The following is a 19,812-nucleotide window of genomic DNA, read 5'->3' on the forward strand; positions in this document are numbered from 1 at the left end:
GATCTCAGACGTCCGCGTCGGTCGCGATCGCCAGCGCGGGCGCGTCGGGGCGACTGGAGGGCAGCTCCTGGAAGCCGAGCCGGTGGTAGAACGCCCGCGCGCCGGTGTTCGTGGGGGACATCCGCAGGTAGACGCCCGGCACCCCGCGGTCGCGCAGCGCCGAGAGGAGCTCCCGGATGAGCAGGCGACCGAAGCCCTGGCCCTGCAGCTCGGGCAGCAGGTCGATGTGCAGGTGCGCGGGATAGCGGTCGGCCTCGGGGACGATCGCCGCGTGCTGGTCGAGTCCGAAGCCGATCGCCTCCCGCTCCTTCGCGGAAGGCGCCTCCTCCAGCGGGTGGCGCTCGCGGAATCCGGGCAGCCAGTGCTCGTCGTACCAGTCCGCGAACGCGTGGCTGTCCGCCACGGCGATCACGTAGCCCGCGACCCGGCTCCCCGTGTCGACCACGAGCGCGAGGTCCGGCTGGTACGCCACGTACGGCCCGACGAAGACGTCGGGCAGCAGATCGTCGTTCGAGTACAGTCCGCCCGCATCCGCCCCGCTCGCCCCCGTCCGCACGCAGATGTCGTAGACGTCCGCGCGGTCTGCCGGGCGGTAGGGGCGGATCGAGGTCATCGTGAAAGTATGGCAGCGTGATTTCGTCGTACGCGACCGAGGGCGGGCGAGCGTGATGGAGCGCGATCCCGACGCCCTGCTCGCGCCGTGGCGGGCACGCTGGGGGCTGACGCCGGACGGACCCGCCTTCGCCACCCCGTCGAGCGTGCTGCAGCCGGTGGTGCTGCACAGCCGGGCGGCGTTCCTCAAGCTGGCCACCCATGCCGAGGAGGCCGCGGGCGGACGCGTCCTGCGCTGGTGGGACGGTCGCGGCGCGGCGCCTGTGCTCGCGGCGGAGGGCGACGCCCTCGTGCTGGCGCGCACCACCGGCGACCAGTCGCTGGCGGCCATGGCCGCCTCCGGACCGGACGGCGACGACGAGGCCACCCGCGTACTCTGCAGCGCCGCGCTGCGCCTGCACGCGGTGACCGACCGGCCGCGACCCCCGGGGCTCGTCGGTCTCCCCCGCTGGTTCGCCGAGCTGTTCGAGCACGCGGCCGTCCGCCCGCAGGCCCACGACGGCCTGTTCCCTCGCGCGGCCGCCGAGGCCCGCTCGCTGCTCGCCGCGCCGGAGGGCGACGTCGTGCTGCACGGCGACCTCCACCACGGCAACGTGCTCGACTTCGGCCGGGACGGCTGGCTCGCGATCGACCCGAAGCACCTCCACGGCGATCCGGCGTTCGACTTCGCCAACATCCTCTGCAACCCCTCGCCGGAGGTGGCGCTGGCGCCGGGACGGCTCGAGCGCACGGTGGCCCTGATCGCCGCGGAGACCGGGATCGGGGAACGGCGGATGCTGCGCTGGGCGCTCGCCGGGGCCGGGCTCTCGGCGGCGTGGTCGGAACGGAGCGGCGGCGAGCCGTCGATCGCGGTCGGCGTGGGGCGTCAGGCGATGCGGGCAGCTACGTCTGCGTCCGGCCCGTCCTGCTGAGGATGAACGGATGCGGCCGGGTGCTCTCGGCCGCCAGTTTGTACGCCAGTGGTGCCCACACGATGACCGCGACGCCCGCGCCGAGCAGCAGCCCGCCGATCGTGTCGCTCAGCCAGTGCGCGCCGAGGTAGGTGCGGCTGATCGCCATCAGGATGGCCCACGCGCCGCCGACGCACCACACCCACACGCGCGGGAAGAGGATGGCGAACACCACCGCCATCGTCGCCGCGTTGGCCGTATGCCCGGACGGGAATGAACCGGGGTCGGCGATCACCAGGATCTCCGACGGCCGCGCCCGCCCGACCGTGTGCTTCAAGACCTGGACGCAGACCACCGACACGACGCTCGCGATCGCGAAGGAGGCGGCGCCCCATGGCCTCCGGAACGCCAGCAGCAGCAGGAAGATCGCGACAGGGATCACCACCGAGCCGACGAGCCCGCCGCCGACCCAGTTGAAGAACAGGGCGGGGAGGGTCCACACCGGTGACCGGTGCTCGACCACCTCGGCCATCCATTTCAGGTCGATCGCGAACGGCTCGTGCGGCCGGAACGCGATGATCGCGCCCAGCAGCAGCACCAGTCCGACGGCGACCGACGCCGAGATCAACGGCCAGCGGCGCTGGATGCGCCGGGCGACGTGGAGCGGCGGGGAGGCGGTCATGGGATCACGGTACCGTGCGGCGGCAGCGGGCCGGATCCCGCCGCGCGCCCGCTGCGAGCGGCCGCCCCGGCCCTAGTGCGCGAGTTCCGGGACCGTCCGCGGCCGCACGACCAGCCACAGCGACGCGATGGACACAAGGGCGCAGATCGCCATCATCGAGCCCATCGGTCCGGCGCTGCCCGTGCCGAGGAGGCCGACGATCGGCGAGAACACACCCGCCGCGCCGAAGTTGAGGGCTCCGAGCAGGCTCGCCGCCGTCCCGGCCTCGTGGCCGTGGTTGTTCAGCGCCAGCACCTGCACGCACGGGAACCCGAAGCCGCACGCCGCGATGAAGAACCACAGCGGGATCGCCACGCCCCACAGCCCGACGTGGGCCTGGTCGAGCACCACGATCGTGACCGAGGCCAGGAACATGACGGCCGTCGAGACGGCGAGGATCCACTGCGGCCCGACGTACTTGGTCAACCGCGACGCCGACTGCACGCCGATGATGATGCCGATCGAGTTGACCGCGAACAGGAGGCCGTACTCCTGCGGCGTGAACGCATAGAGGCCCTGGAAGATGAACGGGCTCGCCGACAGGTACGAGAACAGGCCGGTGAAGTTCGCCGCTCCCACGATCGCGATGCCGACGAAGACCCGGTCGCTGAGCACCGAGCGGTAGCGCTGGCCGACGGTCGAGTGGCCCGCGTCGTGCCGGCGCGCCTTCGGGAGGGTCTCCGCGATCCACAGCGAGACGCAGGTGATCACGAACACGCCGTAGCAGGCGAGCACGACGAAGATGCCCCGCCACGGCATGACCAGCAGCAGCCACGAGCCGAGCACCGGGGCGAGGACGGGCGCGAGGCCGTTGACGAGCGCGAGGCGGCTCAGCATCCGCACCAGCGGACGGCCGCCGAACAAGTCGCGGACCATCGCCATCGCGACCACACCGCCGGCGGCGGCGCCGATGCCCATCAGCGCGCGGGCGATGCCGAGCAGCTCCACGTTGGGCGCGATCGCCGCGGCGAGGCAGGCGAAGATGTGGACGCCGGTCGCCGCGATGAGCGGGATCCGGCGGCCGATCTTGTCCGACCACGGGCCGACGATGAGCTGGCCGAGGCCGAAGCCGATCGTGGTCGCCGTGAGCGTGAGCTGGATCATCGCCGTGGAGACATGGAAGTCGGTCTCCAGCGTCGGCAGCGCCGGCAGGTACATGTCGATCGTGAACGGCCCGAGTGCGGTGAGCGCGCCGAGGATCAGGATGTACGCCAAGCGCTGGCGGCCGGTGAGCGAGTCGCCGGGATGCACGACGGTGGTCACGAAAGAGTCCTTCTGCTGGAGGGCGTGCGGGGAGAGGGGTACGCGCCCGTCGCTGGACGCAAAACGACAGCACCGCGGCGGGACGCGGTGCTGGGAGCCGCCCGTTCGAATCGATTCGACCGCGGGCGCCTGTCCAGCTTACAGCCTTCCGCCCCGAAATGTGAACGTGCACATTGGCCTATTTTCCTGGCGGTGGATTTCGCGCGCTCCAGCATCCCCATGCGATAGTTTTGTCGAGGAAGTAAGTAGAAGGGACCCAGGATGAGCGTCGATGGAGTCGAGACCATCCACCTGACGGCCGGCGGGGTGAGCGTGCTGCTGGATCTGCGCGGCGGCCTGCTGCCGGTGATCGCGCACTGGGGCGCTGCCCTCGGCGACCTGGATGCGACGGAGGCGAGCGCGCTCGTCCTGTCCGGGGTGCCGGCGCAGGCGAACAACACGATGGACGAGCCGGTGCGCGTCGCCCTGCTCCCCGAGCAGCGGACGGGGTGGCTCGGCCGGCCGGGGCTCAGCGGCAGCAGGGACGGGCGGGCGTGGTCGCCCTGGTTCCGGGTGGTCGAAGTGCGGGTGGACGGTGCGGCCGCCCCCACCGGTCACATCACCCTCCCCGGCGGCTGCGTCTCCGTGACCGCCCGCGAGGAGGTCGCCCAGCTCGAACTGACCGTCGACCTCGAGCTCTCCGCGGCGGGCGTGCTCCGCACCGCCGCGACGCTCACGAACCGGGGCTCCGACTACCGGCTGGACGAGCTCTCGCTCGCCCTCCCGCTGCCCGCCCGGGCGCGCGAGATCCTCGACTTCGCCGGCCGCTGGGGCAAGGAGCGCACCCCTCAGCGCGGCGAGCTCCGCGTCGGCACGCATCTCCGCGAGGGCCGCCGCGGCCGCACGGGCGCCGACGCCGCCACCCTGCTCACCGTCGGCGAGCCCGGCTTCGGCTTCGCGCGCGGCGAGGTGTGGGGCGTCCATGTCGGCTTCAGCGGCAACCACCGGCACTACGCCGAACGGCTGTCCACCGGAGAGCAGGTCGCCGGCGGCGGCGAACTGCTGCTGCCCGGCGAGATCGTGCTGGCCACGGGCGAGAGCTATCGCACGCCGTGGCTGTTCGGCGTCTACGGCGACGGCCTCGACGACCAGGCGCGCCGCCTGCACCGGCACCTGCGCGCGCGGCCGCAGCATCCGCGCACCCCGCGCCCGGTGACCCTCAACGTGTGGGAGGCCGTGTACTTCGACCACGACCTCGACCGCCTCCTCGACCTGGCCGAGCGCGCCGCCGCCATCGGCGTCGAGCGCTACGTGCTGGACGACGGCTGGTTCCGGCATCGCAGGAACGACCACGTCGGCCTCGGCGACTGGTACGTGGACGAGACCGTCTGGCCCGACGGCCTCACCCCGCTCATCGAGCGCGTGCGCGCGCTCGGGATGGAGTTCGGCCTCTGGTTCGAGCCGGAGATGGTGAACGCCGACTCCGACCTGGCGCGCGCGCATCCCGAGTGGATCATGCAGACCGGTGGCCGGCTGCCCGTCGAGTCGCGGCACCAGCAGGTGCTGAACCTCGGCATCGCGGAGGCGTACGCGTTCGTGCGCGACCGGATGGCCGACATCCTCGCGCACAACGCCATCGCCTACATCAAGTGGGACCACAACCGCGACCTGGTCGATGCCGGAACGGCGCCGGGCGGCGAGGCGGGCGTGCACGCGCAGACCCTCGCGACGTACCGGCTGATGGACGAGCTCAAGGAGCGCTTCCCCGGTCTGGAGATCGAGTCGTGCGCCTCCGGCGGCGCCCGCGTCGACCTCGGCGTGATCGAGCGCACCGACCGGGTCTGGGTGTCCGACTGCATCGACCCGCTGGAGCGGCAGGAGATGCACCGCTGGACCCAGCAGTTGCTCCCGCCGGAGCTGCTCGGCGCGCACATCGCCTCCGGTCGCTCGCACACGACGCACCGCGAGCACGAGCTCGCGTTCCGCGCGGCGACTGCCCTGATCGGCCACCTCGGCATCGAGTGGGACCTGGCGCAGGCGAGCGAGTCCGAGCTGGCCGCCCTGGGCGACTGGATCGCGTTCTACCGGGAGCGCCGCGACCTCCTGCACGGCGGCGACCTGGTGCGGATGGACGACGTCGACCCGACCCTGTGGATCAGCGGCGTCGTCGCGCCCGACCGAACGCGCGCACTCTACTCGCTGGCCTACCTCGGCCGCTCGTCCGAGGGCCCGCTCGGCCGGATCACGCTGCGCGGCCTCGACCCGGACCGCCGCTACCGCGTGCGCCCGCTCGCGCTGGGCGACCCGGCCGGCGGCTACCGGGTGCCGCCGTGGTTCGCGGGCGCCGCGACCGGTGTCCCGACCGGGACCGACGGGGTCACCCCGCTGTCGCGCGAGCTCTCCCCGGCCGAGGTGGAGGGTGTGGTGCTCTCCGGCCGCGCCCTCGCGACTGCAGGGCTGGCCGCGCCGCTGTCGTATCCCGACCGGGTGTGGCTGGTGGACGTCACCGCTGTGTGAGGTCGGCGGCCGCCGCCGTCACCGCAGCATCCGCGCCCGGATGGCCGTCGCCGCCGCTCCGCGCGCCCACTCGTTGAACGCGAACGGCTGCACCTCCACCGGCGTGCGTACGCCCCAGTCGGCGGCGTCGGCCATCGCCGCGAGCATCGCGTGCTCGCCGACCTCGCCCAGCCGCGCGCCCTCCCCGGCGAGGAGGATCTTCTGCGGGTCGATCGTGTTCGTCACGCTCGCGAGCAGGAGGCCGAGCGCGGCGGCGGCCTCGTCGACGACCGACCGCAGCGCCGGGTCACCCCGGGAGGCGCCGAGCAGCACGGCGTCGTAGTCCACGGCGGCGCCGGTCGTCCGCGCAGCCTCCCCTTCCACCGCCGCCGTGCTGAGCAGCGCGCTCGCGCAGCCGTGGTGCCCCTTCCAGCACACGGCTTCCGACCAGGTCAGGAGCTGGTGGCCGATGCTGCCGGCCGCGCCGTGCGCTCCGGCCACGACGTTGCCGCCGGCGACGACGCCCATGCCGATGCCCGCGCCGATCGTCACCACGACGAAGGTGTCCAGCCCGCGCCCGGCGCCGAACCAGTGCTGGGCCTGGGTCAGCGCGTTGACGTCGTTGGCCACCGTGACCGGGAGGCCGATGCGCTGCTCGACCAGGTCGGCCAGCGGCACGTCGGTCCATTCCAGGAAGTGCGACGCGCGCACCGTCCGCCCGTCGGCCGAGTTGCCGCCGAGGCTGATGCCGACGCCGGACAGCGGCGCGAACTCTTCCGGGAGGGCGCGGACGGCCAGTGCGACGGCGTCCGCGACGATGTCCGGCTCGTGTCCGGCCAGCGGCTGCTCGATCTCCGCGCGAATGACGCCTCGCAGGTCCGTCACGACGGCGTACACGGCGGTCGTCGTGATCTTCACGCCGGCGAAGTGCTCGGCCGCCGGGTCGAGCTCCAGCGGCAGGATCGGACGCCCCGCGGCGCGCGCGAGCGGCGCGCCCTCCGAGAGCCGCCCGGAGGCCAGCAGCGGCTTGGTCAGGCGGGTCAGGCTGGGGCCGGACAGCCCCAGGCGCTCGGCCAGCTCGACGCGCGAGAGCGGGCCGTGGATGAGGATCTCCAGCATCACGCGCTCAGCGCTGGCGGGGCCTTCTTCCGCCACGACACTTCCTGACATGGGGACATCCTACGGTTCCGCCTCGAAAAGTCGGGTATTGACAGCCATTTAGTTTTGCAACAAAGTTAAGCCCAATCCGGTCAGACGAAGGAGTCACGATGGCCATCACCACCTCCGGCCCGGCGCCGGCCCACCCGGGACCGAACTACTCAGCGGCCGCGCCGGCGTCCCGCAGCACCTCGTCCACCCCACGCGGCCACCGCTCCGGCGGGGACGGCCTCATCGCCCTGCTCTTCATCGCGCCGGCCGCGATCGGCTTCCTGGTGTTCCTCGCCTGGCCGACGCTGCGCGGCATCTACCTGAGCTTCACCAGCTACAACCTGCTGACCCGGGAGAAATGGATCGGCTTCGGCAACTACATCCGGATGGCCGGCGACCCGATCTTCTGGCACTCCCTCGGCGTCACGGTCGAGTACGTCCTGATCAACATCAGCGTGCAGACGGTCGTCGCCCTCCTGATCGCGGTGCTCATGCAGCGCCTCACCCGCTCCACGTTCGTCCGCGGGATCGTGCTGACGCCCTACCTGGTGTCGAACGTCGTGGCGGGCATCGTCTGGCTGTGGATCCTGGACACCCAGCTCGGCATCGGCAACCAGCTGATCGGCGCACTGGGACTGGAGCACATCCCGTTCTTCGCGAGCGACACCTGGTCCATCCCGACCATCGCGCTGGTGAACGTCTGGCGGCACGTCGGCTACACCGCGCTGCTGCTGTTCGCCGGCCTCCAGGCGATCCCGGCCCACCTCTACGAGGCGGCGCGGGTGGACGGCGCGAGCGAGTGGCGGATGTTCTGGAGCGTCACCATGCCGCTGCTGCGCCCGGTGCTCGCGGTGGTGCTGATCATCACCGTGATCGGGTCGTTCCAGGTCTTCGACACGGTCTCGGTGACCACGAACGGCGGCCCCGCGAACGCCACGAACGTGCTCCAGAAGTACATCTACGATCTCGCGTTCGGTCGCTTCCAGTTCGGCTACGCGTCGGCGCTCTCGGTCGCGCTGCTGGTGGTGCTCAGCGTCATCACCGTGGTGCAGTACCGCCTCACCCGCGCCGGCCGCACGGACCTCGACTGACCGGCGACAGCCGCCCCGACCACTGGCGAAGGAGCCACGCACATGACAACCCTCGACACGACGCTGCCGCAGTCGCCCAGGAACGCCGACGCCCCGCGCGCCGGAGCGCCGCGCACCGACGCCCCCCGGGCCGCACGCCGCCTCCCCTTCGGCCGCATGATCTCCTGGATCGTGATGGTGCTCATCATCCTGGTGACCCTGTTCCCCTTCTACTGGATGCTGCGCACCGCGCTCTCCACGAACACCGCGCTCGCCTCCGACCCGTCCTCGCTGCTCCCTGTCGACGTCAGCCTCGGCGGCTTCGCCCGGGTGTTCGGCGTGCAGAGCACGAAGGAGGCGCTGGCCCAGGGCGGCTCCGGAGCCTCCGTCGACTTCTGGCGGTACCTGCTCAACTCGGTGGTCGTCGCCACGACGATCGCCGTCTGCCAGACGTTCTTCTCGGCGATGGCCGCCTACGCGTTCGCGCGGCTGCGGTTCCGCGGCAGGAACGTCCTGTTCGCCGTCTTCCTGGCCGGGCTGATGGTGCCGAGCATCTTCACCCTGCTGCCGAACTTCGTGCTCATCAAGCAGCTCGGCCTCGTGGACACGCTGCTCGGCATCACCCTCCCGAGCCTGTTCATGACGCCGTTCGCGGTGTTCTTCCTGCGGCAGTTCTTCCTGAACGTGCCGCGCGAGGTCGAGGAGGCCGCCCTCCTCGACGGCGCGGGAAAGGTGCGCGTCTTCTTCCGGGTGATGCTGCCGATGTCGTCGGCGCCGATCGTCACCCTCGGCATCCTCACCTACATCACCGCCTGGAACGACTACTTCTGGCCGCTGATGGTCAGCTACACCGACCAGTCGCGCGTCCTCACCGTCGCGCTGAGCGTCTTCCGGTCGCAGACCCCGCAGAGCGGCACGGACTGGTCAGGGCTGATGGCGGCGACCCTCGTGGCCGCGCTGCCGATGCTCGTCCTGTTCGGCGTCTTCGCGCGCCGGATCGTCAACTCCATCGGCTTCACCGGACTGAAATGAGCCGCCTCATGAGACTCCCCCGCACCCGTTCCCGCCGTCTGGCCGCCGTCGCGACCGCCGTCGCCGCAGCGAGCGCGCTCCTGCTCTCCGGCTGCGCCGCCGGCTCCTCGGCCGGCTCCTCGGCCGAGCCGAAGAACACGGTCAGCTACTGGCTCTGGGACTCCAACCAGCTCCCCGCCTACGAGAAGTGCGCCGCCGGCTTCGAGAAGGCGAACCCCGGGCTGAAGGTCGAGATCACCCAGCTCGGCTGGAACGACTACTGGACCAAGCTGACCGCCGGTTTCATCGCCGGCACGCAGCCCGACGTCTTCACCGACCACATCTCCAAGTTCGCGCAGTTCGTCGACCTCGGCGTGCTCCAGCCGCTGGACGAGCTGGACGCCACCAAGAGCCTCGACGACAGCATCTACCAACCGGGCCTCGCCGGCGCCTGGATGGGACCGGACGGCCACCGCTACGGCACGCCCAAGGACTGGGACACCATCTCGATCTTCTACAACAAGAAGGTCACCGCCGCGGCCGGCGTCACCGACGCCCAGCTCAACGACCTGAGCTGGAACCCGACCGACGGCGGCAGCTTCGAGAAGCTGCTCGCGCACCTCACGATCGACAAGAACGGCGTGCGCGGCGACCAGCCCGGCTTCGACAAGAACCACGTCGCCACCTACGGCCTGGCCACCAACGATGCCGGAGGCTTCGACGGCCAGACGCAGTGGAGCTCGTTCACGGGCTCCACCGGCTGGACCTACACGGACAAGGCCGCGTGGGGCACGCACTACAACTACGACGACAAGCGGTTCCAGAGCACCATCGCCTGGTACTTCGGCCTCGCCAAGAAAGGCTACCTCGCACCGTTCACGGACTTCTCAGCCTCCAACGGCCCCGAGGTGCAACTCGGCAGCGGCAAGGCGGCACTCTCGATGAACGGCTCCTGGATGATCAGCACCTACGCCCAGCTCAAGGGCGTCGACCTCGGGATCGCGCTGACGCCGACCGGGCCGACGGGCAAGCGCGCCTCGATGCTCAACGGGCTCGCCGACTCCATCACCAAGAACGCCGCCAACAAGCCCGGCGCCGCCAAGTGGGTCGCCTACCTCGCCTCCCCCGCCTGCCAGAACGTCGTCGGCCGGCAGGGCATCGTGTTCCCGGCGGCCAAGAGCGGGACGCTGAACGCCATCGCCGCGTACAAGGCGCGCGGCATCGACGTGACCCCGTTCACGAAGCAGGTCGCCGACAAGACGACGTTCTCGTTCCCGATCACCGGCTACGCCGCGGACGTGGCGGCGCTCATGGTGCCTGCGATGGAGAACGTCTACGCGAACGGCGCACCCGTCTCCACCCTCACGACCACCAACCAGCAGATCGACCAGCTCTTCCAGCAGGGCGGCTGAACGGCCCCTGCCGCATCCACCACCACCCCTCTTGAAAGCGAGTGACATGTCCTTCTCCATCGCCTTGATCGGCGCCGGCCAGTTCGCCGGGCAGTTCGCCAAGCTCTTCGCGCTGCACCCCGGCGTGAGCGCGGTGTACGCAACCGACCTCCTGCCCGAGCGCGCCGAACGGCTGGTCGCCGAGCACGGGCTCGACGGCGCCCTCCCCTCCTTCGAGGCGGCCCTCGAGGATCCGCGCGTGGACGCTGTCGCGATCTTCACCCAGCGCTGGACGCACGGCCCGCTCGTCGTCCGAGCCCTGGACGCCGGCAAGCACGTCTACTCCGCCGTCCCGATGGCGATCAGCGCCGACGAGATCGCGGCGATCATCGACGCCGTCCGCCGCACCGGCCTCACCTACATGATGGGCGAGACCAGCCACTACAACCCGGCCACCGTCTACGCCCGGTCGCAGATCGCGGAGGGCGCCTTCGGCCGCGTCTTCTACGCGGAGGGCGACTACGTGCACGACATGGACCTCGGCTTCTACGACGCCTACCGCTACTCCGGCGGCGAGCAGTGGAAGGCGACGGCCAGCTATCCGCCGCTGCTCTACCCGACGCACTCCATCGGCGGCATCCTCGGCGCCTGGGGCACGCACGCGGTCAGCGTGTCGGCGATCGGCGTGACCGACGACCGCGGCGACGGCGTCTTCGACCGAGAGGTGAGCATGTTCGGCAACGACTTCTCGAACGCGACCGCCCTGTTCGAGGTCGCGGGCGGCGGGTCGTTCCGCACGAACGAGTTCCGCCGGGTCGGGTACCCGTCGCACCTCCGCGAGTCGCGGTTCCGGTTCTTCGGCACGGAGGGAAGCTTCGAGCAGCTGGCGACCGTCTCGCACCGCACCTCGAAGGAGGGTGTCGAGGACATCACCGATCTGCTCCAGCCGAAGCCGACCCTCTCCCCGGACGACCCGTCGCTCGCGCACGTCTCGCCCGCGCTGCGCGACGCGTTCACCTCGGGCAGCGCGCCCATCCACGACCGCTCACGGCTGCCGCGAGAGTTCGACCACGTGACCAACGGGCACGAGGGCAGCCACCACTTCCTCGCGGATGACTTCGTGCGCGCCGTGAACACGCGCACCCTCCCGCCCGTCAACGCCTGGCAGGCCGCCCGCTACACCCTCCCCGGCATCATCGCCCACGAAAGCGCCCTCCAGAACGGCGCCCGCCTCCCCATCCCCGACCACGGCGACGCCCCGACCCGCTAACCCCCATCCGCAAACCGCCGAGTACGCGAATTCTCTGCGTACTCGGCGGTTTTCGCCTGATTTCGCGCGTACTCGGCAGGTGGTTACGGGGCGGCGGGGGACGCGAGGAGTGGGGCGAAGGCGAGTTCGGCGGCGCCGATCATGAGGATGTCGCTGCCGAGGGCCGCGCGCGTGATGGTGAGGGTCTCGGCGGAGGCGGCGAGCGCCTGGGAGGCGACCAGCTCCGGCAGCCGCTCCGGCGCCAGCTCGTGCAGCGCGCCGAGGAACCCGCCGAGCACGATCCGCTCCGGGTCGAAGACATTGGTCGCGTTGCGCAGCGCCGTCGCCAGGAAGCCGAGCTGACGGTCCACCTCGGCGAGCACCGCCGCGTCGCCCCGGGCGACCGCTGCGGTGAGAGCGCGCGAGAGCTCGTCGGGGTCGGCGGAGGCCAGCCCCAGGACCGCGAGCAGCGCGCGCTGGCTGACCTCGGTCTCCAGGCAGCCGATCGCGCCGCAGTGGCAGCGCACGCCGGCCGAGTTCACCAGCGTGTGGCCGAGCTCGCCGGCGTAACCGCTGATGCCGGTGAGCGGCCTCCCGCCGACGATGACGCCCGCGCCGATGCCGGACGCGCCGCCGTTGACGTAGACGAGGTCGGCCGCGCCCTGGCCCGCGCCGAACAGCCGTTCGGCGTTCGCGCCCAGGCTGGCGTCGTTCGCGGCGGCGACGGGGTAGCCGGTCGCCTCGGCGAGCTCGGCCGCGAACGGCTCCTCCGCCCACTCCAGGTGCGGGGCGAGGCGCACGACGCCGTCCTCCTCCCGCACGAGCCCCGGCACCGCGACACCGACGCCGACCACCCGGGATGCCGCGGCCAGCTCGGGCCGCAGCCCGTCGATCACGGCGGCGGCGAGGGCGGCGGCCTCCGCGGCGGTCGGCACGTGCCCGGTGGGATAGCGCACACGGCGGTGGACGTGCGCGTCGAGCCCGACGACGCCGACGGTGACGGCGTCGATCTCGGGGTTCACGGCGAGCGCGACGACGCGGCCGTCGGCGGCGATGACCGGGGACGGCCTCCCGACCCGGTTGCTGGTCTCCGGCTCCCGCTCGCGCACGAGCCCGAACTCGGCCAGCTCGGCGACGAGCGCACCGATGGTCGAGCGGTTGAGGCCGGTCGCCTGGGTGAGCGCCGAGCGCGCCAGCGGGCCCTCGCGGTGCACCATCCCGAGCACGGCGGAGAGGTTGTGCCGCCGCACCGTGTCGAGGTTCGTCCCCGCCGTCGTCCTGCCGTTCATGGTCCCGGACACTGTATTACAGGTAGCGGGGTGCGGCGGACGGCCGGGGACTCACCACGTCTCGGGCCGCGCTCCCGCCGGGACCGCCTCCGGCCGCTCGACCGTGGAGGTCAGCGTCACGACCTCGTGCCGCGCGCCGGCCGCGAGCACGGCCTCCATGATCTCCAGCACGTGGAAGGCGAGCTCGCCGGAGGCCCGGTGCGGCCGGTCCGTCTCGATCGCGCGTGCCAGGTCGGCCAGCCCGTACCCGCGGCCCGCGTCGGCGTAGCCGCCGGCGACCTCCACCTCGCGGAACTCCCGGTCGGCCGCGTCCGCGACCAGGACCGGGTCGGAGAAGTGGTTCGGGTCGGGCACGGCGAGCGTCCCCGCGGTCCCGTACACCTCGAACAGCGGCACCCGGGTGGCCCACACCTCGAACGAGACGGTCACCGTCGAGACGACGCCGGAGGCGTGCTCCAGGATGGCCGTGACGTGCGTGTCCACGTCCACCGGCAGCTCGGTCCCCGCGTTCGGCCCGGTGGCGATGGTGCGCGGACGCTCCGAGCGTCGCGTCGCGCCGGAGACGCGCACGACCGGCCCGAAGAAGGTCACGAGCGAGGTCAGGTAGTACGGCCCCATGTCGAACAGCGGGCCGCCGCCGGGCTGGTAGTAGAAGGCGGGCGCCGGATGCCACAGCTCGTGCCCGGGAGCGGTCCAGGCCACCGCCGCGCCGAGCGGGGTGCCTATCCGGCCCTGGTCGAGCACGGCGCGCGCGGTCTGGATGCCTGTCCCGAGCACCGTGTCCGGCGCGCAGCCCACGCGCAGCCCGAGCTCGTCGGCGCGCGAGAGCACCGGCTCCGCCTCGGCGGTCGTCAACGCCAGCGGCTTCTCCCCGTAGACGTGCTTGCCCGCCGCGAGCGCGCGCAAGGCGACGTCCGCGTGCGCCAGCGGGATGGTCAGGTTGAGCACGACATCCACATCGGGGTGCGCCAGCAGCTCGTCCACGGTCATCGCCTCCACCCCCTGCTCGGCGGCGACGGCCCGGGCCCGGTCGAGGTCGAGGTCCGCGACCGCGCGCAGGCGCAGGTTCGGCAGCTTCGGGAACTCCGCGAAGTACTGCGCCGAGATGACGCCGACCCCGATCACTCCGACGTTCAGCGTGCTGCCCACAGCAGCCCCCTCTCGATGATGGTGCGAACGGGCTGCGACTCCACGATCTCCAGCCGGTGGCCCGGCGCGGACACGAAGATCCGGCCCTTGCCCCACTGCCGCGTCCAGATCGCCGGCGCGGTGACCGGGCGGTTCCAGGCGTCCCACGGCCGCACGGTCTGCGTGGTCGTGGCCAGGACGTCGTTGTACTCGTCGCTCAGCACCCAGTACTGCTCGGTCACCAGGTCGAAGTCCTCGATGCCCGCGGTGATCGGGTGCGCCGTGCCGTAGTCGGTGATGTGCACCGTGTACGGGATGTAGTTGTCCGACTGCTCGCCGGTGCGCTCGGCCGGGTCCTTGCCCGCGTGGTGGGCGAACTGGCCGCCGATCATGTGCAGGTAGTCCGCGTTGTTCCGGTAGGAGTCCGCGATGCCGCCGTGCCAGCCGGCCATCCCGGTGCCGTTCAGGACCGCGCGCTGGAGGCCCGCGAACTCCTCGGGCTCGATGGTGCTCATCGTGTTGATCTGCAGGACGAGGTCGACCGTGTCCATGAACGCCTCGTCCGTGTAGACGGCGGGGCTCTCCTCCACCCGCACGGCGAAGCCGTTCTCCTCCAGGAACGGGATGAAGAGGTTCGTGGTCTCGACGGGCATGTGCCCGTCCCAGCCGCCGCGGACGACGAGGGCTTGTCTGGTCATGGTTCCTTCCGATCGCAACCGCCGAGTACGCAGATTGTTCGCGTACTCGACGGTTTCGGGCTGATTTCGGGCGTAGTCGCTGTTGAGGTGGGAGGTTGTTTCAGGCGGTGGGGGTCCAGGCGCTGCCGGTGGCGGCGGAGGTCTCGACGGCGGCGAGCACGCGCTGGATGTGGAGGCCGTCCGCGAAGGACGGCTGGGGGTCGGCACCGCCGGTCACCGCGTCGACGAAGTCCTTGATCTGGTGGCTGAAGGCGTGCTCGTAGCCGATCGCGTGTCCGGTGGGCCACCAGTTGGCCATGTAGGGATGCTCGGGCTCGGTCACGATGATCCGGGTGAAGCCCTGCTCCCCCGCCGGCGCGGTGGCGTCGTAGAACTGGAGCTCGTTCATGGCCTCCAGGTCGAAGGCGATCGCGCCGCGGGAACCGCTCAGCTCGATGCGCAGGGCGTTCTTGCGGCCGGTCGCGTAGCGGGTCGCCTCGAACGCGCCGATCGCGCCGGCCGCGGCGCCGCCGTCCAGCCGGGCGGTGAACCAGGCCGCGTCGTCCACGGTCACCCGGCCGCGCTCGCTGGAGGCCGTGCCGGAGAGCCCGACGGTCTCGCCGAGTAGCGGTCGCTCCTCCACGAAGGTGGCGAGCGTGCCGGAGACGGACTCCAGCCGGGAGCCGGTCAGGTGCTCGACCAGGTCGATCGCGTGCGCGCCGATGTCCCCCAGCGAGCCGGAGCCGGCGGCCTCCTTGTCGAGCCGCCAGGTCATCGGGCCGTACTCGTCGGTCAGCCAGTCTTGCAGGTAGAGCGCGCGCACCTGACGGATCGCGCCGAGCCGGCCCTCCTGGATCAGGCGCCGGGCGTAGCCGATCGCGGGCACGCGCCGGTAGCTGAAGCCCACCATCGAGCGGACGCCGCCGGCCGCCGCGCGCTCGGCGGCGGCGACCATCGCCTCCGCCTCGGCCACGGTGTTGGCGAGCGGCTTCTCGCAGAGCACGTGCTTGCCGGCGTCCAGCGCCGCGATGGCGATCTCGGCGTGGGAGGCGCCGGGAGAGCAGATGTCGACGATGTCGATGTCCGGGTCCTCGACCACGCGACGCCAGTCGGTCTCGGCGCGCTGCCAGCCGAACTTCCGGCGGGCGGCCTCCACCCGATCGCGGTCCCGGCCGACGATCGTGGCCATCACCGGCTCGGCCGCCAGGTCGAAGAACCGCGGAGCGACGCGCCAGCCCTGGGAGTGGGCGGCGCCCATGAAGCCGTAGCCGACCATCGCCACCCGCAGCTCGCGTGCCGCTTCCGTCATCCGTCCCCGCTCCTTCGCGTCGTGCGTGCCGTTCGGTGTCCGTGCGTGACGCTAATCCGCGGTGACGGCCGTCGCAAGTTTCGGCGCCAGCTTGGAAAACTTTCCAGCGGGAGGGAGGTCAGCGCGGGGGCGGCGCAGTCGAGTCGCGCACCACGAGCGAGGTCGCCAGCTCGAGCCGGGGGTTCTCGACGTCGCCGGCGCGCAGGCGCAGAGCGGTGCGCGTCGCGACCTCCGCCATCTCCTGCAGCGGCTGGCGGACGGTGGTCAGCGCCGGCCGCGCCCAGGACGCCGGCGCCACGTCGTCGAAGCCGACCACCGACACGTCCCCCGGCACGTCCAGCCCGAGCGCGAAGGCGGCGTCCAGCACGCCCAGCGCCTGCAGGTCGTTGCCGCAGACGACCGCGGTCGGGCGGTCCGCACGGTCGAGCAGCCGACGGCCCTCCCGCTCCCCGTCGGCGCGGCCGAACTCGCCGACCCCGGAGAGCGCCGGGTCGATCTCGAGGCCGGCCTCGGCGAGCGCCGACTGGTATCCGCCGACCCGGGCGCGCGAGCACATCAGGTCCGGAGGCCCGGAGATCACCGCGATCCGCGTGTGGCCGAGGTCGAGCAGGTGCCGGGTCGCGGTGACGCCGCCCGCCCAGTTGGTTGCGCCGATCGCGGGGACGTCGGGCGGCGGATCCCCCGCCGGGTCCACGACCACGAACGGGATGTTGCGGGTGCGGAGCTGCCGTCGGTGCTCGGCCGTCAGATTCGAGAACTGCAGGATCACCGCGACCGGCTTGCGGCTGAGCACGCCGCCGATCCAGTCGCCTCCCGGCTCGAGGTGATCGCCCAGCGCGGAGAGGGCGAGCACGAAGCCGGCCTCCCGGGTGATCCGCTCGACGCCGCGGATGATCTCCACCGACCACTCGCTGACCAGGTCGGTCACCACCAGCTCGACGAGGCCGCCGCGCTCGGGCTCGGGGCCGCGCCGCGCGTAGCCGGAGGCGTGGAGCAGCTCCTCCACCCGGGCCCGGGTCGGGGCGGAGACGCCCGGGCGCCCGTTGAGGACTTTCGAGACCGTCGAGAGCGACACGGCCGCCTGGCGCGCGATGGCGTCCAGCGTGGGGCGGCTCGGCGCAGTGGTCGGTTCGGCCATGCAGACACTGTGCCACAATGTCGGCCAGGCTTTCGCGCCGTTCCCCGAAACTTCCGTACCCGCCCCCCAATACCAGCATGCACGAGGAGACCAATGCCGCTCACCGACCTCACCCTCGCCGAACTGATCGACTTCCGCCCGGAGGTCGAGGAGCCCGCCGATTTCGACGCCTTCTGGGAGTCGACGCTCGCGGAGTCGCGCGCGGCCGGCGCCGACCCCGTGCTGACGCCGGCGACGACCCCGGTCACCCAGCTCATCGTGGAGGACCTGACCTTCCCCGGGTTCGGCGCCGATCCCGTGCGCGCCTGGGTGTCCCGTCCGCTGCACGCCGACGGTCCGCTGCCCGCCGTCGTGCAGTACCAGGGCTACGGCGGCGGCCGCGGGCTCGCCGGCGAGAACGTCGACTGGGCGCTCGCCGGCTACGTGCACGTCTTCATGGACACCCGCGGCCAGGGCAGCGGCTGGGGCACCGGAGGCGCGACCGCCGACCCGCACGGCTCGGGACCGGCGACGCCCGGCTTCATGACCCGCGGCATCCACGACCCCCGCGAGCACTACTATCGCCGGGTGTTCACCGACGCCGTCCGGGCGGTCGACGCCGCTCGCGCGCTGCCGTTCGTCGACCCCGCGCGGATCGCGGTGACCGGCGGCAGCCAGGGCGGGGGGATCGCGCTGGCCGCGGGCGCGCTGGCCGACGTGCAGGCGGTGCTGCCGGATGTCGCGTTCCTGTGCGCGTACCGCCGTGGCGCGGAGGTCGCGGTCGGCGGCCCGTTCCAGGAACTGGCCACCTACCTGTCGGTCCATCGCGACGAGGTGGACTCGGTGTTCCGCACGCTCTCGTACCTGGACGGCGTGAACTTCGCCCGCCGCATCCAGGCGCCGTCGCTGTTCTCGGTGGCGCTGATGGACTCGGTGGTGCCGCCGTCCACCACGTTCGCGGCCTACAACCACCTGGCCGCGACGGACCGGGCGATCGAGGTGTACCCGTTCAACGACCACGAGGGCGGCCAGGCGGCGCACTGGCACAAGCAGGCGGCCTGGTTGGCGTCGCGGATCTGAGCTGGTCGTGAATGCGGGGCGCGGAGTGGCGCTCGGGCGTCGGTCCTGGTATAAGTTTATCGAAACAACAAATCACGACGACGCTGAAGGAACCTTCCATGAGCCTCACTCCCACCCGCGCCGACAAGTTCTCGTTCGGTCTGTGGACCATCGGCTACAACGGCACCGACCCGTTCGGCGGCCCGACCCGCCCCCAGCTCGACGTGGTGGAGGCGGTGACCAAGCTCAGCGAGCTCGGCGCCTACGGCCTCACCTTCCACGACGACGACCTGTTCGCCTTCGGCTCGACCGACGCCGAGCGCCAGAAGCAGATCGACCGCCTCAAGCAGGTGCTCGCCGACACCGGCGTCATCGTGCCGATGGTCACCACCAACCTGTTCAGCGCGCCCGTCTTCAAGGACGGCGGCTTCACCTCCAACGACCGCGCCGTCCGCCGCTTCGCGCTGCGCAAGGTGCTCCGCAACCTCGACCTGGCCGCCGAGCTCGGCGCCAAGACGTTCGTCATGTGGGGCGGCCGCGAGGGCGCCGAGTACGACTCGGCCAAGAACATCCAGGCGGCGCTCGAGCGCTATCGGGAGGCCGTCAACCTGCTCGGCGACTACGTCACCGACAAAGGCTACGACATCCGCTTCGCGATCGAGCCGAAGCCGAACGAGCCGCGCGGCGACATCCTGCTGCCGACCGTGGGCCACGCCCTCGCGTTCATCAACTCGCTGGAGCGCCCGGAACTCGTCGGCCTCAACCCCGAGGTCGGCCACGAGCAGATGGCGGGCCTGAACTTCGCCGCCGGCATCGCCCAGGCGCTCTACCACGGCAAGCTCTACCACATCGACCTCAACGGCCAGCGCGGCATCAAGTACGACCAGGACCTGGTCTTCGGCCACGGCGACCTCCAGAACGCGTTCGCCCTCGTCGACCTGCTCGAGAACGGCGGCCCCAACGGCGGCCAGGCCTACGACGGCCCGCGCCACTTCGACTACAAGCCGTCGCGCACCGAGGACATCACCGGCGTGTGGGACTCGGCCGCCGCGAACATGCGCACCTACCTGCTGCTGAAGGAGCGGGCGGCCGCGTTCCGCGCCGACCCCGAGGTGCAGGAGGCGCTGCAGTCGGCGCGCGTGACCGAGCTGTCCCAGCCGACGCTCGGCGCGGGCGAGAGCTACGACGACCTGCTCGCCGACCGCAGCGCGTACGAGGACTTCGACGCGAGCGCCTACTTCGGCGGCAAAGGCTTCGGCTTCGTCCGCCTGCAGCAGCTCGCCCTCGAGCACCTGCTCGGCGCCCGCGGCTGACCTGAGCTGTTCCCGGGGCGCGTGGGAACACAATCGTCCCCGCGCCCACTCTCCAAAAGCTGGAAAGTGTGGAAAACAAATGAAACCCG

At 71.7% G+C, this 19,812-nt stretch carries 17 protein-coding genes; 8 read left to right on the plus strand and 9 right to left on the minus strand.

The genetic code is table 11. The features are described 5' to 3' along the window. Positions 1-4 precede the first annotated feature (4 nt). Positions 5-613 carry a GNAT family N-acetyltransferase gene (locus tag AC1ROW_RS07605; RefSeq protein WP_493018224.1) on the minus strand — a complete coding sequence of 203 codons (609 nt, stop codon included), beginning with the start codon at positions 611-613 and terminating at the stop codon, positions 5-7. Between the two features lie 55 nt (positions 614-668). Here AC1ROW_RS07605 and AC1ROW_RS07610 point away from each other — a divergent pair, with 55 nt between their 5' ends. Beyond that, entirely contained in the window at positions 669-1,523 is an 855-nt protein-coding gene (locus AC1ROW_RS07610; RefSeq protein WP_493018377.1) for an aminoglycoside phosphotransferase family protein, read from the plus strand. On the opposite strand, the gene AC1ROW_RS07615 is transcribed toward AC1ROW_RS07610, so the two are convergent. Then, positions 1,495-2,184 carry a phosphatase PAP2 family protein gene (locus tag AC1ROW_RS07615; protein ID WP_493018225.1) on the minus strand — a complete coding sequence of 230 codons (690 nt, stop codon included), beginning with the start codon at positions 2,182-2,184 and terminating at the stop codon, positions 1,495-1,497. The genes AC1ROW_RS07610 and AC1ROW_RS07615 overlap by 29 nt on opposite strands. A gap of 72 nt (positions 2,185-2,256) precedes the next feature. Further along, complete coding sequence (locus AC1ROW_RS07620; RefSeq protein WP_493018226.1) at positions 2,257-3,486, minus strand: multidrug effflux MFS transporter; 1,230 nt, start codon at positions 3,484-3,486, stop codon at positions 2,257-2,259. A gap of 261 nt (positions 3,487-3,747) precedes the next feature. Between AC1ROW_RS07620 and AC1ROW_RS07625 the strand changes: the two genes are divergently transcribed. Beyond that, complete coding sequence (locus tag AC1ROW_RS07625) at positions 3,748-5,982, plus strand: alpha-galactosidase (RefSeq protein ID WP_493018227.1); 2,235 nt, start codon at positions 3,748-3,750, stop codon at positions 5,980-5,982. 18 nt (positions 5,983-6,000) lie between these two features. Here the strand turns inward: AC1ROW_RS07625 and AC1ROW_RS07630 are convergent, their stop codons facing one another. After that, positions 6,001-7,131 (minus strand): ROK family protein, encoded by a 1,131-nt coding sequence (locus AC1ROW_RS07630; protein WP_493018228.1) that lies wholly within the window; start codon positions 7,129-7,131, stop codon positions 6,001-6,003. 98 nt (positions 7,132-7,229) lie between these two features. On the opposite strand from AC1ROW_RS07630, the gene AC1ROW_RS07635 reads away from it, so the two are divergent. Genes AC1ROW_RS07635 through AC1ROW_RS07650 form a run of 4 tightly spaced genes read left to right on the plus strand, consistent with a single transcriptional unit; the run spans position 7,230 to position 11,852 of the window. Continuing rightward, positions 7,230-8,201, plus strand: coding sequence for a carbohydrate ABC transporter permease (locus tag AC1ROW_RS07635; protein WP_493018229.1), 972 nt, complete (start codon positions 7,230-7,232; stop codon positions 8,199-8,201). Positions 8,202-8,243: 42 nt separating this feature from the next. Next, a complete protein-coding gene (locus tag AC1ROW_RS07640) occupies positions 8,244-9,212 on the plus strand; it encodes a carbohydrate ABC transporter permease (protein ID WP_493018230.1) in 969 nt (322 codons plus the stop codon). 8 nt (positions 9,213-9,220) lie between these two features. Beyond that, positions 9,221-10,603 (plus strand): ABC transporter substrate-binding protein, encoded by a 1,383-nt coding sequence (locus AC1ROW_RS07645; RefSeq protein ID WP_493018231.1) that lies wholly within the window; start codon positions 9,221-9,223, stop codon positions 10,601-10,603. A gap of 46 nt (positions 10,604-10,649) precedes the next feature. Further along, the gene (locus AC1ROW_RS07650) at positions 10,650-11,852 is read left to right on the plus strand and encodes a Gfo/Idh/MocA family protein (RefSeq protein ID WP_493018232.1); all 1,203 of its coding nucleotides are present in this window, start codon (positions 10,650-10,652) and stop codon (positions 11,850-11,852) included. A gap of 83 nt (positions 11,853-11,935) precedes the next feature. Here the strand turns inward: AC1ROW_RS07650 and AC1ROW_RS07655 are convergent, their stop codons facing one another. The 5 genes from AC1ROW_RS07655 to AC1ROW_RS07675 form a co-directional block, all read right to left on the minus strand. Further along, entirely contained in the window at positions 11,936-13,120 is a 1,185-nt protein-coding gene (locus tag AC1ROW_RS07655; protein WP_493018233.1) for an ROK family protein, read from the minus strand. A 51-nt stretch (positions 13,121-13,171) separates the two neighbouring features. Continuing rightward, positions 13,172-14,269 carry a Gfo/Idh/MocA family protein gene (locus AC1ROW_RS07660; protein WP_493018234.1) on the minus strand — a complete coding sequence of 366 codons (1,098 nt, stop codon included), beginning with the start codon at positions 14,267-14,269 and terminating at the stop codon, positions 13,172-13,174. Next, on the minus strand, positions 14,254-14,946 hold the full coding sequence (locus tag AC1ROW_RS07665) for a ThuA domain-containing protein (protein WP_493018235.1): 693 nt from the start codon (positions 14,944-14,946) through the stop codon (positions 14,254-14,256). The genes AC1ROW_RS07660 and AC1ROW_RS07665 overlap by 16 nt, the downstream gene beginning before the upstream one ends. Before the next feature lie 100 nt (positions 14,947-15,046). Next, positions 15,047-16,234 (minus strand): Gfo/Idh/MocA family protein, encoded by a 1,188-nt coding sequence (locus tag AC1ROW_RS07670; protein WP_493018236.1) that lies wholly within the window; start codon positions 16,232-16,234, stop codon positions 15,047-15,049. Between the two features lie 118 nt (positions 16,235-16,352). Beyond that, complete coding sequence (locus AC1ROW_RS07675) at positions 16,353-17,372, minus strand: LacI family DNA-binding transcriptional regulator (RefSeq protein WP_493018237.1); 1,020 nt, start codon at positions 17,370-17,372, stop codon at positions 16,353-16,355. Positions 17,373-17,465: 93 nt separating this feature from the next. Here AC1ROW_RS07675 and AC1ROW_RS07680 point away from each other — a divergent pair, with 93 nt between their 5' ends. Together AC1ROW_RS07680 and xylA are read left to right on the plus strand one after the other, a co-directional pair. After that, complete coding sequence (locus AC1ROW_RS07680; RefSeq protein ID WP_493018238.1) at positions 17,466-18,431, plus strand: acetylxylan esterase; 966 nt, start codon at positions 17,466-17,468, stop codon at positions 18,429-18,431. Positions 18,432-18,529: 98 nt separating this feature from the next. Beyond that, positions 18,530-19,723 (plus strand): xylose isomerase, encoded by a 1,194-nt coding sequence (gene xylA, locus AC1ROW_RS07685; RefSeq protein WP_179607906.1) that lies wholly within the window; start codon positions 18,530-18,532, stop codon positions 19,721-19,723. The last annotated feature ends 89 nt before the right edge of the window (positions 19,724-19,812 follow it).

Source organism: Leifsonia sp. GW821-FHT13C09 (genome assembly GCF_058806435.1).